We start from the raw sequence: 13,298 nt of genomic DNA on the forward strand, positions 1-13,298 counted from the left end.
CTTCTTCGTTACCGGATTGTTTATACCGGTTCTTCTTCGTTACCGGATTGTTTATACCGGTTGTAATACTTCAGGAAGCTTCGGCGGTCGGTGTGATGAAACTCATAGAACTCTTTGGCCAGTTTAAAGCTTGGATGAAGCCCTTGCTTGACCTGCTCATAATCCTTTATTAGAAAACGATAGGTCTGCAAGTAATTCCGTTTCAGGGTGAGGTCGTTCGTGTTGATGCGCATAGCTCTTAATTTAGCTATTCTTGTCCTCGAATTATCTGACCTTTACAGCAATGACGTGTAATAGCTTTTTATGCCATCACCTTCTCAGGTGTAACGGCCAGTTCCCTTACCCGATATTAAACTAAGCCCGATGCATGTTTTAATGCTTCGGTAATACTGGCCGGGGCCAATTTTAATTTAAACGAATTATAGCCGAAACCTTTAGCTCCCTGCATGGCCAGCTGTGCCGCCTGCTGAAAGCTCTCTTCAGATACCCGTTTGCCAATGAGCGATTTTTCGGCATCAAACAAGCGCCATGGTTTATGCGCTACACCGCCCATTGCCAGGCGGGCATGGCGTATAACACCATTTTCAATATCTAAAGCCGCGGCAACCGATACCAGTGCAAACGCGTACGACTGCCTGTCGCGCACCTTTAGGTAATAGCTGTTTTTGGCAAAGTTGTTATCCGGTATTTCCACAGCTACAATCATCTCGTCGGGAGCAAGGTGGTTATCTGTTTCGGGATGGTCGCCGGGCAGGCGGTGAAATTCAGTAAATGGTAAACGGCGCTCGCCTTTTTTACCGGCAATTATCACCACGGCATCCAACGCGGCAAGGCCAACGCACATATCGCTGGGGTGTACAGCTATACATTGCGTACTGGTACCAAATATGGCATGCATCCGGTTTACACCTTCATACGCCCCGCAACCCGAACCCGGAACGCGCTTATTGCAAGGCATGGCAGTATCATAAAAATAAGTGCAGCGGGTGCGTTGCATCATGTTACCACCTACGGTAGCCATGTTACGCAATTGCGGCGATGCGCCCGCTTTAAGCGCCATGGCCAAAAGCGGGTATTTATCGGCAACCAGTTTGTTTTCTGATACCACACTGTTCAGGGCCAACGCCCCTATATGTAATCCGTTTTTGGTTGCTGTTATACTTTTAAGCGGCAAATGGGTTATATCAACCAGCTTATCGGGCGCAGTTACCCCGCGTTTCATCAGATCGACCAGGTTGGTGCCGCCTGCTATTATTTTTGTACCGGGTTTGTTTATTACGTCAAGTACGGCTTGCTGTGTGGCCGCACGAACATATTGAAACTGTTTCATACGGTTTGCCCTCCATCTTTTACTTCCTGTATAGCGTTCACTATATTGGGGTAAGCCCCGCAACGGCAAATATTACCACTCATATATTCTCTTATCTCGGTTTCTGAACCGGCATGTCCTTCGCGTATGCAAGCCACTGCCGACATGATCTGGCCGGGGGTACAGTAACCGCATTGAAAGCCATCGTGTTTTATAAAAGCTTCCTGCATGGGGTGTAACTGGTCGCCTTTGGCTAAACCTTCAATGGTGGTGATCTTTTTACCATTCATCATAACCCCCAATGTTAAACAGGAATTTACCCGGATGCCATCCACATGCACGGTACAGGCGCCGCATTGCCCATAGTCACAGCCCTTTTTAGTACCCGTTAGGTCAAGCTGCTCACGTAATATATCCAGCAGCGTTGACCGGGGTTCAACCGAAAGATTGTGTTGTTTGCCGTTAACCTCCATTTTTAAAGGCATTTTTTCAAAAGCTGCCGCTATCTTCTCATCAACATGCATAGCGGCTGCCTTTACTGCCGCCCCCGGTGTAAGGGCCACTGCGGTTAGCAATGACGATTGTTTAAGGAAATTCCTCCGTGAGCTATCCTTTACATCCAGCTCATTTTCGGGCCCGGTACAGGTTTTTTCATTTTCCATAAATAATAGGCTTAATATGATGTTAAGTTAGGCATTTTTATTAAAAAGGATAATACGTAAACAATGTTTTACAATGCCAATGGCAAACTATGCAGTCAAATAAATGTATGGAAAGTGTGTTAATCAGAAACCAGATTAAGAATGAGGGCTATATCAGGCAAGAGACACCCGACAGCAAATTGAACCAGTAAGAAACCGGCAACATGAATGTTCGTTAAAACAAGGGAGAAGATATATGTTTAAAGTGATTTGCTACAGAAATTAATAGCAAACTACTAAGCAATTCGATTTTTTTTGATAAAGCACAGCCTTGCCGGTAAAAAACCCGCCGCTGGTAATGCCCCGAAAAACCGATAATAGGATCTATAATTAAAAATAAAACACCGGGCAATACTTAGCCGGTGTTTTATTTTAGTTTATATTTTACCAACGGCCACCACCGCCGCCACCTCTGTTATTATCTTTTGAGTAGCCGCCGCCACCACCGCTACGGTTACCGCCGCCATAGCCGCCACCGCCGCCACGGTTGCCACCATAACCACCACCACCGCCTCTGCGATCATTCGGTTTCTTTTCTTCTGCCTGGCTTACCGCTATCGATCTGCCTTTAACTTCAGAGCCATTTAAGCCGGTAATAGCAGACTGAGCAGCTTCATCATCAGGCATTTCAACAAATCCGAAACCTTTGCTTCTTCCAGATTCTCTGTCAATAATTAATTTTACGGTGCTTACTTCACCATACGCTTCAAAAAGCTCTTTTAAATCGGCTTCCTCTAATTGAAAAGGAAGGCTTCCTACGAATATGTTCATCAATCTTTAATTTATAATGAGCAAGATTAGTTTACTTGCCATCTTTTGTTAACATCAAATATAGTAATAGATATTCGATGATTACTGCAAGAATTTGTGAATGAACATTTTTATTTTTTTTATTAGTTAAAATAACCTTTAATTAAAACAAAATAATGTTGATTATTGTTACAAAGCGCGCTTGATTTGGTTACAAAAACCGGGAAAAATCAATTTAATTTACCGATTCAATGATGTACAGCTTCCCATTAAGGGTAAAATTTTCCCCAATTGCTTTACCAGCCAGCATCAAACCCACCGGCGAACCCGGAGAAACCGCGAAATAGGTTTTACCATCAACCATTAAGCTGCCCGCGCTGATGGCCAGATAAAAATTTCCATTATTGGTAATAATTACACTGCCTGTTTCGGCTTTAGTGGCTGTGCCGGCAACACTGATCCTGTTAAGGGCTACCATGAGTTTATTGGCTTCGTTAAGTTGGGCCAGATTACGGTTGGTTTCCTGCTGCATCATGGCGCGGCCGGTTTCGTACTTATCGCCTGCGCTGCTTTTGGTATCATCATTTGATGCTTTTTGCGCCTCTTTTATACCTAATTCAGCGGCATCCATGCTTTTACGCACATAACTTACACACTGGGCATACAATTCTTTTTTCAGATCGCTCATTTGCAGGTTTTAAAATCAATACCAAATAAAGCTTAACCAACGGACAGCCTTTTAAGTATTCAAGCAGCAAAATAAAGCATTTTTATGTGAAGAGCGGTGCACTGTAAATCCGACTTAAAATAAAAGCCCCCTTGCACTCGCTGCTTGGGGGCTTTAAACCTAAACCTTATCACTATTTGCAGGTGTGAACCTACAAAGTAGATAAACGTTTAAAATGAGCAAAATGGTATACGAACATGTCACTAATTGACAAAATAATGATAATTCGGTTAATTTTGATTTCTTTTCAGTTAATTATCAGGGCTTTACGCCTTGTATTGTGCTCAATACATTTTTAAATTAACGGTATACGGTTAGATATAAAAAACAAACGCGCCTGCTGGTTTGACCCCGCAGACGCGTTAAAAACATATGGATACAATTACTTATACATTTTCCATGCCATAATGCTTCAACACATCGGCAGGTACACCTGTCCACTTGTTTGGAGCATTACCAGCATAGCCAACATCTTTAACACCTATTTCGCTGGTGAAAAAGCCCGAAGCGGTTAAATCGCGCATGCGGTTAAAAAAAGCAACGCCTTGAGCCATTTCAGGTTTGGCTTTTTTAGGATAGGCTATCATGTCTACCAGTTCTATCTGCTGCGCTTTAGAGCTATCGGTAAAAGTTTTACCAAAACGATTTAAGCATTGCATATCCAGCCAGCGTAAACCTCCCCGCATTGGGGTTTGATGGTCGGGTATGTCTTTTACAATAAATTCAATAAAATCGGGCACTTTAGCGTCTGATGCGCTACCTGATTTTTCATCCTTAGGGATAATAATATCAGCAAGCAGGGTTATTGTAGCCATTTCGGCTGCTGTAAAAAACTTGTCTGCATTTAGTTTTTTATCCCGCTCAACTTCAAAGGGCTGGCGTCCGGCTTCTGCTCCGGTGGTTGGTACAGCTTCTTCGGCTGCTTTTTTATTGTCGGTTTTACAGGCTTCCAGTAATAATCCTGCTGAAAGTGTGCTTAAGCCTAATGCTTTAAGGGAGTCACGTCTGTTCATAATAAATTGCTATAGGTGGCTTGTTAAACGTTTAATTTTTTTCTTTCCTGTAAAATATATTCCGCGGTACGCATGGACATGGCCAGGATTGTCCAGGTAGCATTTTTATCGCCCTGCTGAACAAACGGAGCGGCATCGACTACAAAAAGATTTTTACAGTCATGCGCCTGGCACCATTTATTTAAGGCCGATTTTTTAGGATCGTCGCCCATGCGGATGGTACCCACTTCGTGGATGATCTTTCCGGGAGCTTCCAAACCGTAATTGGTTTCAGGGCCTTGCGGACCACCGTAAATCGCGCCCATATTATGCATAATTTCCTGGAAAGTTTCCTGCATGTGCTTGGCTTGTTTTATCTCGTCATCAGCCCATTTATAGTGAAAACGTAATACCGGGATACCATATTTATCAACCACGTCAGGATCTATTTCGCAATAGTTGTCATAACGGGCAATGGCGGTACCACGACCAGCCATACCAAACTGGGTACCATAAAAACGACGGTAATCATCTTTTAATGACGCGCCATAACCGCCGGCTTCTTTCGTTTTACCATCGCGATCCGGCACCATACCATTCATATTTTGGATCCCGTGGCCAAAGCCATACGAAGGCATATGTAAACCGCCGCCATATTCAATATGGTAACCGCGCGGAAAATCGAGTTTTTTATTATCAAGCCACCATGGTGAGTAGATGTGCACACTGCCTGCACCATCTTCATTGTAACGCTTACGATCAAGCAATTGCGGAAGGAAACCACCCGCGCTTGATCCGGTTGAGTCATGCAGGTACCGGCCTACAACACCACTGCTGTTAGCCAATCCGCCCGGATGTTCTGCCGATTTTGAATTAAGCAGGATCCTGGCCGACTCGCCCGCGCTGGCACCAAGTATTACCGTTTTGGCATTTACCTGGTACTCCTGCATATCGTCTTTATTAATGTATGATACACCGGTAGCCAAACCTTCTTTATTGGTGATCACTTCCCTAACCATGGCATTGGTAATTACCTTTAAGTTGCCGGTTTTAATAGCCGGTATTACCAAACATGATGATGCCGAGAAATCGCCATAAATTTTACAGCTGCGACCACACTGGCCACAAAAGAAACAGGCGCCACGATCTTTGTTATTAGGCAAAGCTTCGGTCAAAACCGCGCCACGACCAGGTATAATTTTCACACCCGCCTTTCTGGCGCCCTTAACAATATAAAGCTCATTAAGCCTTGGTTTTGGCGGAGGCAAAAAGATACCATCGGGCTCATTCTCCAAACCTTCTTTTGAACCATAAACACCAATTAAACGGTCAACCTTATCATAATATGGTTTCACGTCATCATAGGTTATTGGCCAATCGTCTGTAAGACCATCCCTGCTCTTGAAGTCATGAGGCCCCATACGCAGCGAAATACGCCCCCAGTGGTTAGTACGGCCACCCAGCATACGTGAACGGAACCAGAAAAACTCGGTTTTATCTTTGGTGGTATAAGGCTCACCGTCCAGTTCCCAGCCGCCATAAGCGGCGTCAAAATCGCCAAAGGGGCGGGTAGTTCCTGCGCCACGGCGCGGTGATTCCCAGGGCCATTTTAATTGCTGTGAATCTTTAGCCGGATCAAAGTATGCACCCGCCTCCAGCATTAACACTTTTACACCGGCATTGGCTAAAACATAACCAGCCATACCACCACCGGCACCTGATCCAACAATTACTACGTCGTAAGTAGTTGTGGATTTTTTGATTTGTAGATCGCTCATATGATATTAAATGTATCTTCTGTAAGAGAAGAAAAATGCCTACGCAATGTAATGCATCTGCATTAATTTAGTTTTATGGTATAAATATATTTAACCCTATGCGTTAAACATATTAATGTTTAAAATTATTATAGTTGCTTAATAGAAATGTTGCGGAATGCCACCTCATGGTTATGATCCTGCAGTGCAATATGGCCCTTAGGGTATTTTGCAAAATCTGTCCAGGTTTTAAACTTGCTGTTATTTAGCATTTCTTTCCATTCGCTGCCGCCCATCTCTGTTTCAACGATCTTGGTGCCGTTTAACCAAAATGTAAGATGGCCATCTTTTTTACGCAGCACTACTGAATTCCACTCACCGGCCGGCTTTGCAACATCTGCCGAAGGGGCTTTCATATCATATAAGGAACCTGCAAGATGGTTGGCTTTTTTGTTATCAGTGGCATTTTTATTATCAAGCACCTGCATTTCAACACCTGTTTCATAGGTTTCCTTAAATTTAGGATCTTCATGAACGCCAAAAATGATCCCGCTGTTACCGGTGTTAGAAATTTTCCAATCAATTTTCAATTCGTAATTTTCGTATTCATTGTCGGTAACCAGGTCGCCTTGGCCTTCGGCATTGGGATCAAGCTGCAACGCACCGTCAACAACTTTCCATGCGCCCGCGCCGGTTTTTAAATAAGTGTGCCAGCCGGTAGTTGTTTTACCGTCAAATAACGACTGGTAGCCTTTGGTTTGTGCCGATACCGCAAAATGCAGGGCAGGGACAGCCAGAAGGCCCAAAAAGATCTTTTTCATCATAAATGTTTTAGAATTAGTTAAGATATAACCATTAGGTTGGGTTAAATATATCCGCTTTTTTTCAATGCTAAAACGATTATATGAAAAATAAATTACAAATAGCTATGGGGAGCAATGTAAAAATGTGGTTATATAAAATTATGGTGCTTTTTGGGCTTAATGTTTATGAAAATCAAACGACAGGCTCGATGCCAGGCCTATGGTTATATAACCATAGCTATCCTCAAAAAATTGGTTATAATCATCCTGCCCGCGGTAGCCGCCACCAAACATCAGGGCAGCGCCAGGCATAAAAGGGAACTGATAATAATACCTGAGGCTTACGTTAAGTCGTTTTTTAAGATCTATGGCCGAGTAATTATCATACTTATCGGCAATGTAAGCAAAATCGAACCGGATGCGCTGCCAGTTTTTATAGGTTTTTTTACCTTTTTCTAACGGATCATCATACGCTTTGGCAAAATTATACATGCGGCTGCCATTAACCCTTATAAAACCATAATGGTCTTTTAGCCCTTCAGATACGCCCAGGCCAAATAAGCCGGCGTGTACTTCAAGGGCAAGGTTATCGTACCGGTTAATAATGAGACCCTCTTTGTCTATACGTTTCCCCGTATAATAAGTTAACGTGTAAAAGTTGGTGGTAAATTTTCCGCTATCGCGGTTAAAGCTGCCATCGGGATTTAAAGATGGCCCCCTTACGCCATTGGAGTGGTGCGAGTACCCAAACGATAGGAATTTAGGATTGTAGGTATCTTCATTTAGCCTGTAAAACACCGTTGCCCCCGGCATAAAACTTGGCGACTTTACCGGCGCACCCCTTGTAGCCAGCAAACGCAGTTTAACCCTTGCCGTAAATACAGCATAGAAACGGGACTTGGGCGTGCTGAACAAAACAAAGTTAGGAGCCAAATCGGCCGTTAGCTGGGTTTTTACCTTGTTAAAATAATCATTACCTCCCTCTGATACCTTTAAGTTTTGCATAAAAATATCATCAAATGCATTATTGATCAGGCGCTTTTTGAGTAGCACTGAATCAGCAAGGGTATCGGCAGCTGCCGTATAGGATTGTTTTGGTGTTATACTGCGGGCCATTAATTCGCCAGGCAAAACAAGGCAAAACATGCAGAAAATTAGGTTTAAAGCAGCAGTAAATTTTATATAAGGGACAGCGTTCTTTAACACTGCTTTCAGGGGTAAAAGGGAGACCAATTTGATGCGGATCATTCGACCGGTATAAATGAATTAAAATCAATTGCTGTTAACACTAATTATGTTAAAATACTGTTAACAATTGCGCTGGCAATATTAGATATTATTCTTTTTTAAGTGGCATATTCCGTGTCAAGCAAACGTAAAAGCTATGAGGGGTTAATTTAAGTTTTTAGCGGGGTGCAAAAATATTAAACGGCTGTATTGTTGATATTTATAGTTTACGCAGCGTTTGGTTTTTAATTCTGTTTTGTTATATTTGATCAAAGCCAATCCTCCAATTTAACCTATGTATCATGATAAAAGTTTCAAATATCCTTGCGCGCAAAGGCGTTAACGTAATTACCATTGATGCTGATACGTCTGTTTTAGATGCATTAAAATTAATGGCAGATAAAAACATCGGCTCGGTAGTAGTTATGGAAGACGATGAATATGTTGGCCTGCTTACCGAAAGGGATTACGCCAGGAAAGTTATCCTGAAAGGAAAATCATCGCATGAAACCCTTGTAAGGGAGATCATGAGCACCGGGCTGCCACGTATAATCCCCCAAAACACAATTGAAACCTGTATGCAGATCATGAGCGAAAACAACATCCGCTATTTGCCTGTATTTATTGATGATAGCTTAAGCGGTATCATATCTATCAATGACCTGGTTACTGAAACCATACTTTCGCAGTTAGAAACCATTGAGCATTTAAAGAGTTATATACATTCTTAGTATCAATTATCTCCAGGATGTAAAACAGACAAACGCCCTGTGCTATTAAAACACAAGGCGTTAGTCTCTATTATCCATCGTTTTGGGAATGTCATTGAATCACTTCGCTGATCTGAATAAGTGGGGTGGTATTGGTGTACTTAGGAAAATCAGCTTTGATTTCATCCGCATGCAGTGCACGGGCGTTCTCGTAATCAGAAAGCTTGTCAAAATACAAATAACCAATTGCCAGAAACGGAGCAGGCTCATTAGTCGCTCTGCCTGATATTCCTTTATCAATAGCGTAAATTTTCAGGTTAAAAAACTTCGCCATCAGGGGCATATGTTTCTGGGTATAATAGTCCATGTCAAATGTTTTTCCCTCTCCATTTGGGTAAAGGACGGTTACTTTGAACATGCCCTTTTTTACCTGGGGAACATCTTTTGTTTGAGCTTGCAGGCAACTTAAAGAAAGTCCGAAAAATAAGAGGAGCAAAATAGTTTTTGTTTTCATTTTTATACGTTTTAAGGTTAAATTAAAGATAGCAAAAAAATGCAATTCCGATTTTTAGAAGCTTATAACCAACTGCTTGCGCTCACTTGCAACGATAGGTGTTGGGAAGAAATAAAAACGTTGTCATTTCGAACGAGGTACGAGGAGAAATCTTATGAGATTTGCAATTAAAGTTTTGTATTGCGTAGAAGATTTCTCTTTCGCCCCCATGCTCTTGCCGCCCGAGCTCTATCGAAATGACAATTTTTTTGGGAATTTTCTTCTTCCCAACACCTATCGTTGCAACGCGTGCAAACAGAGCGCCCTCTTCCCGGCGAAGCCGAAAAGAGGAAAGACAAACGTAGCGATGTTAGGGCGCGTAACCGCTTCCACACCTACTATCCTGTTTAATTGCTATTTAAACAACAAATTTTCATACCTTGCATAATTTACCAGCAACATATAGTGACGTTTCAGGATTTTAATTTCAACGAACAATTATTCGAAGGCATACAAAGTATGGGGTTTACCACTCCTACGCCTATACAGGAAATGGCCATCCCGGTTGTTTTAAACGGACAGGATCTTATTGCCTGCGCACAAACCGGCACCGGTAAAACGGGCGCTTATTTACTGCCTGTCTTAAACCATATCAGCAGTACACCCAAACACCATACCAGCGCGCTTGTTTTAGCGCCAACCCGTGAACTGGCCCAGCAAATTGACCAGCAGGTTGAAGGATTAGCCTATTTTACAGGCGTAAGCTCTTTAGCGGTATTTGGCGGGGGCGACGGCATGGCTTACGAGCAGCAACGCAGGGGTATCCAGAATAATGTAAATATTATAATTGCCACACCAGGCCGGTTAATAGCCCACCTTACATCGGGCGTTTTAAAGCTTAATCACTTAACCCACCTGATATTGGATGAGGCCGACCGCATGCTTGACATGGGTTTCTCTGACGATATTATGAAGATCATCAGCTACCTGCCTAAAACCAGGCAAACGCTATTGTTTTCGGCAACCATGCCAGGGCGTATTCGCTCGCTGGCCAAAGCCATTCTGAAAGAGCCGCAACAAATCAATATTGCCATTTCGCAACCTGCTGTAGGTATTGATCAGCAGATCTACCGCCTGCATGACCAACAAAAAACACCTTTACTTCAGCTTATCCTGCGCGATTCGGCCTATGCGAGCACTATTATTTTTGCATCGAGAAAAGAGATCGTAAAATCATTATACAAAGAGCTTAAGGCCATAAAAATTAATGCCAATGCTTTTCACTCCGATCTGGAGCAAAAAGAGCGGGAAGAGATATTGCTGAAATTTAAAAACAAACAACTACCTGTTATTATTGGTACCGATGCCTTGTCGCGCGGTATTGATGTGGAGGGGATAGACCTGGTTATCAATTATGATGTTCCGGGCGATCCGGAAGATTATATACACCGTATTGGCCGTACAGCACGCGCCGCAACTACCGGTACAGCCATAACCTTTGTTAATCATCGTGACGAGCGTAAGCTTAAAAATATTGAGCAACTGATTGAAAAACCTATCCGCCTGGTAGGTTTGCCTGATGAGCTGGCCTCTATACAGCCACACCCCGTTCAGCAGCATGACCGTACCGATGCTAAAAACAAGCCCAACAGGCGCTTTAACAAAAAGAAACCCAAAAGAACAACTTAATAACAAATGAAGGGCATCACTAAAAAGCTGCTTTTAAAGGTGATATTGGGTGCCGCGCTTGCTGCACCCTCCGTTAATGCTTTTGCGCAGGACAAAAAAACATCAGGCAACCCGGTTGTTGAAGGATGGTATGCCGATCCGGAAGCCAAAATATTCCATAAACAATATTGGTTATATCCAACATACTCTGCCAAATATAATGAGCAGGTATTTATGGATGCCTTTTCATCGCCCGACCTGGTGCATTGGACCAAACACAGCCATATTGTTGATACCAGCGGTGTTAAGTGGGTAAGGCGGGCCTTATGGGCACCAGCAGTTACCGAAAAAGACGGCAAGTATTATTTGTTCTTCGGAGCCAATGATATCCAGAACAACAATGAAAAAGGCGGCATAGGTGTTGCCGTAAGCGATAATCCCGGCGGTCCGTTTAAGGATTACCTGGGCAAACCGCTTATTGACCAGATCATTAACAAAGCCCAGCCTATCGACCAGTTTGTTTTTAAAGACGATGACGGTCAGTATTACATGATATACGGCGGCTGGGGGCAATGCAATATTGTAAAACTAAAAAACGACTTTACCGGCGTTGTACCATTTGAGGATGGTGTAACCTATAAAAAGATAACCCCCGAAGGCTATGTGGAAGGCCCGGTAATGTTTAAACGCAATGGCAAATATTATTTTATGTGGAGCGAGGGCGGCTGGACCGGTCCCGATTACCGCGTAGCCTATGCCATTGGCGATACACCATTCGGGCCGTTTAAACGCATTGGCACCATCCTGAAACAGGATGCCAGCATTGCCACCGGCGCGGGCCATCACTCCGTGATCAATGTACCGGGTACCGATGAATGGTATATTGTATACCACCGCCGTCCGTTAACCGAAACCGATGCAAACCACCGCGTAATGTGTATTGATAAAATGTACTTTGATGCCGATGGCAATATCAAGCCGGTTAAGATCACTAATGAAGGGGTTGCGGCAAGGCTGTTGAAGTAAGGGAAAAAGATTTGTCATCCTGGGCTTTAACTGATTCATATAATATGTTGTCATTGTGAGCGCAGCGCGGCAATCTCATAAGACAAGTAACGAACTTTACTTGTGTAACCTGCATGATGAGATTGCCGCGCTGCGCTCGCAATGTAATTATTGTACTAAAACACGTCGTGAATAACGTAGTGAAAGGTCTGTTAGACGAGATGCCTGTTTACGAATAGATCCTTCGTTCCTACCCATGACTTGTTTGTTTTCATCAACAGTAAACCCCATCGGGGTATCGTGTTTATAGGATAATAATATCAGAGCATTAGCTCCATAGGAGCTTCCTGATCAATTGTCAATAACCTTAAAGGAAGCTCCTATGGAGCCGATATTTATTTCAATATTACTATTAACACGATGCCCCGATGGGGCGTGGATAAACCTTTGCCCGCCATGCTTCGACAGGCTCAGCATTGACAACCCCTTTAGTAACGTCATTTCCCCTTCAGAGTTCCCGGATTTTATAACTCAGGATGACAAATAAGAAAGACCTTTCCTCTGAGCCTGTCGAAGACTCGCGTGGAGAGGCCTTTGCCCGCTATGCTTCGACAAGCTTAGCATGACAGCCAACACTAACATCACTCAACCTTTACCCCCATTCTCCCCGTCAGCAGATAAGCTTCGGCCGAAAGCAGGCAGAACCTGGTGGCTTTGTGCGGTTGCAGGGGCATTAGCAATTTTGCCTGAAGCGATGGCTACGAGCGAACGAAGTGGAGGCAAAATTAAGCAGCCCGTGGTTCTGACAGATTTGCAGGGTAAGGGCCTCGTGCGTAAAGAAGCATTTCTGCTGACTTGATCTTTTGGTTACTTTTGTATCAAGACAAAAGTAACAGCCTTAGCGCCAATTGAGCGCTCTACGATAATGCCTATTCACCCTGTATAGCATAGAGATTGCTTCGTTCCTCGATTTCTATGATCTAAGCAACTAATTTGAGATAATTTTTTTCATATTTTCTATTTTGTCTTACACAGGAGAAAATACGTTGTACAAGTTTATTTCTTACAGCGTTTATGACACTCATTTTATTCTTCTTCTCGACGTTGACTTTCCTTTCGTAATAAAGCCTTAACTCATCATTATACTGAATGGCTA

Annotated in this window: 14 protein-coding genes; 3 read left to right on the top strand and 11 right to left on the bottom strand. The window is 43.2% G+C overall.

Features of this window, described 5'->3' with window-relative positions; genetic code table 11:
• Positions 1-20 precede the first annotated feature (20 nt).
• From AC1DRQ_RS25660 to AC1DRQ_RS25700, 9 genes are all read right to left on the bottom strand, one after another.
• Positions 21-233, bottom strand: a complete 213-nt coding sequence (locus AC1DRQ_RS25660; protein WP_477428090.1) for a hypothetical protein — start codon at positions 231-233, stop codon at positions 21-23.
• 116 nt (positions 234-349) lie between these two features.
• Complete coding sequence (locus AC1DRQ_RS25665) at positions 350-1,330, bottom strand: FAD binding domain-containing protein (RefSeq protein ID WP_477428092.1); 981 nt, start codon at positions 1,328-1,330, stop codon at positions 350-352.
• On the bottom strand, positions 1,327-1,971 hold the full coding sequence (locus AC1DRQ_RS25670; RefSeq protein ID WP_477428094.1) for a (2Fe-2S)-binding protein: 645 nt from the start codon (positions 1,969-1,971) through the stop codon (positions 1,327-1,329). The genes AC1DRQ_RS25665 and AC1DRQ_RS25670 overlap by 4 nt, the downstream gene beginning before the upstream one ends.
• Before the next feature lie 423 nt (positions 1,972-2,394).
• Positions 2,395-2,781, bottom strand: a complete 387-nt coding sequence (locus AC1DRQ_RS25675) for an RNA recognition motif domain-containing protein (protein ID WP_429399136.1) — start codon at positions 2,779-2,781, stop codon at positions 2,395-2,397.
• Positions 2,782-2,995: 214 nt separating this feature from the next.
• Positions 2,996-3,448 (bottom strand): 3-oxoacyl-ACP synthase, encoded by a 453-nt coding sequence (locus tag AC1DRQ_RS25680; RefSeq protein WP_477428097.1) that lies wholly within the window; start codon positions 3,446-3,448, stop codon positions 2,996-2,998.
• Between the two features lie 425 nt (positions 3,449-3,873).
• The gene (locus AC1DRQ_RS25685) at positions 3,874-4,500 is read right to left on the bottom strand and encodes a gluconate 2-dehydrogenase subunit 3 family protein (RefSeq protein ID WP_429399138.1); all 627 of its coding nucleotides are present in this window, start codon (positions 4,498-4,500) and stop codon (positions 3,874-3,876) included.
• Between the two features lie 23 nt (positions 4,501-4,523).
• Complete coding sequence (locus tag AC1DRQ_RS25690; RefSeq protein WP_477428099.1) at positions 4,524-6,257, bottom strand: GMC family oxidoreductase; 1,734 nt, start codon at positions 6,255-6,257, stop codon at positions 4,524-4,526.
• A gap of 128 nt (positions 6,258-6,385) precedes the next feature.
• Positions 6,386-7,060, bottom strand: coding sequence for a 3-keto-disaccharide hydrolase (locus AC1DRQ_RS25695; protein WP_429399140.1), 675 nt, complete (start codon positions 7,058-7,060; stop codon positions 6,386-6,388).
• A gap of 156 nt (positions 7,061-7,216) precedes the next feature.
• Positions 7,217-8,185 carry a hypothetical protein gene (locus AC1DRQ_RS25700; protein WP_477428102.1) on the bottom strand — a complete coding sequence of 323 codons (969 nt, stop codon included), beginning with the start codon at positions 8,183-8,185 and terminating at the stop codon, positions 7,217-7,219.
• A 383-nt stretch (positions 8,186-8,568) separates the two neighbouring features.
• Between AC1DRQ_RS25700 and AC1DRQ_RS25705 the strand changes: the two genes are divergently transcribed.
• Positions 8,569-8,997: a CBS domain-containing protein gene (locus AC1DRQ_RS25705; RefSeq protein ID WP_429399142.1), complete on the top strand. Its 429-nt coding sequence runs from the start codon at positions 8,569-8,571 to the stop codon at positions 8,995-8,997.
• A 91-nt stretch (positions 8,998-9,088) separates the two neighbouring features.
• On the opposite strand, the gene AC1DRQ_RS25710 is transcribed toward AC1DRQ_RS25705, so the two are convergent.
• A complete protein-coding gene (locus AC1DRQ_RS25710; RefSeq protein ID WP_477428104.1) occupies positions 9,089-9,490 on the bottom strand; it encodes an EthD family reductase in 402 nt (133 codons plus the stop codon).
• A gap of 444 nt (positions 9,491-9,934) precedes the next feature.
• Here AC1DRQ_RS25710 and AC1DRQ_RS25715 point away from each other — a divergent pair, with 444 nt between their 5' ends.
• Together AC1DRQ_RS25715 and AC1DRQ_RS25720 are read left to right on the top strand one after the other, a co-directional pair.
• Entirely contained in the window at positions 9,935-11,158 is a 1,224-nt protein-coding gene (locus AC1DRQ_RS25715) for a DEAD/DEAH box helicase (protein WP_477428106.1), read from the top strand.
• Between the two features lie 6 nt (positions 11,159-11,164).
• A complete protein-coding gene (locus tag AC1DRQ_RS25720; protein ID WP_477428108.1) occupies positions 11,165-12,163 on the top strand; it encodes a glycoside hydrolase family 43 protein in 999 nt (332 codons plus the stop codon).
• Between the two features lie 330 nt (positions 12,164-12,493).
• Here AC1DRQ_RS25720 and AC1DRQ_RS25725 read toward each other — a convergent pair whose 3' ends face one another.
• Positions 12,494-12,643, bottom strand: a complete 150-nt coding sequence (locus AC1DRQ_RS25725) for a hypothetical protein (RefSeq protein WP_477428110.1) — start codon at positions 12,641-12,643, stop codon at positions 12,494-12,496.
• Positions 12,644-13,298 lie beyond the last annotated feature (655 nt).

The organism is Mucilaginibacter sp. P4_E8 (assembly GCF_056401495.1).

Excerpts from the sequence above, each read along its gene's own strand:
- AC1DRQ_RS25700 (WP_477428102.1), bottom strand. The coding sequence starts at position 8,185 with ATGTTTTGCCTTGTTTTGCCTGGCGAATTAATGGCCCGCAGTATAACA.
- AC1DRQ_RS25720 (WP_477428108.1), top strand. The coding sequence starts at position 11,165 with ATGAAGGGCATCACTAAAAAGCTGCTTTTAAAGGTGATATTGGGTGCC.
- AC1DRQ_RS25725 (WP_477428110.1), bottom strand. The coding sequence starts at position 12,643 with ATGACGTTACTAAAGGGGTTGTCAATGCTGAGCCTGTCGAAGCATGGC.
- AC1DRQ_RS25675 (WP_429399136.1), bottom strand. The coding sequence starts at position 2,781 with ATGAACATATTCGTAGGAAGCCTTCCTTTTCAATTAGAGGAAGCCGAT.
- AC1DRQ_RS25670 (WP_477428094.1), bottom strand. The coding sequence starts at position 1,971 with ATGGAAAATGAAAAAACCTGTACCGGGCCCGAAAATGAGCTGGATGTA.
- AC1DRQ_RS25695 (WP_429399140.1), bottom strand. The coding sequence starts at position 7,060 with ATGATGAAAAAGATCTTTTTGGGCCTTCTGGCTGTCCCTGCCCTGCAT.
- AC1DRQ_RS25690 (WP_477428099.1), bottom strand. The coding sequence starts at position 6,257 with ATGAGCGATCTACAAATCAAAAAATCCACAACTACTTACGACGTAGTA.
- AC1DRQ_RS25665 (WP_477428092.1), bottom strand. The coding sequence starts at position 1,330 with ATGAAACAGTTTCAATATGTTCGTGCGGCCACACAGCAAGCCGTACTT.
- AC1DRQ_RS25705 (WP_429399142.1), top strand. The coding sequence starts at position 8,569 with ATGATAAAAGTTTCAAATATCCTTGCGCGCAAAGGCGTTAACGTAATT.
- AC1DRQ_RS25685 (WP_429399138.1), bottom strand. The coding sequence starts at position 4,500 with ATGAACAGACGTGACTCCCTTAAAGCATTAGGCTTAAGCACACTTTCA.
- AC1DRQ_RS25660 (WP_477428090.1), bottom strand. The coding sequence starts at position 233 with ATGCGCATCAACACGAACGACCTCACCCTGAAACGGAATTACTTGCAG.
- AC1DRQ_RS25710 (WP_477428104.1), bottom strand. The coding sequence starts at position 9,490 with ATGAAAACAAAAACTATTTTGCTCCTCTTATTTTTCGGACTTTCTTTA.
- AC1DRQ_RS25680 (WP_477428097.1), bottom strand. The coding sequence starts at position 3,448 with ATGAGCGATCTGAAAAAAGAATTGTATGCCCAGTGTGTAAGTTATGTG.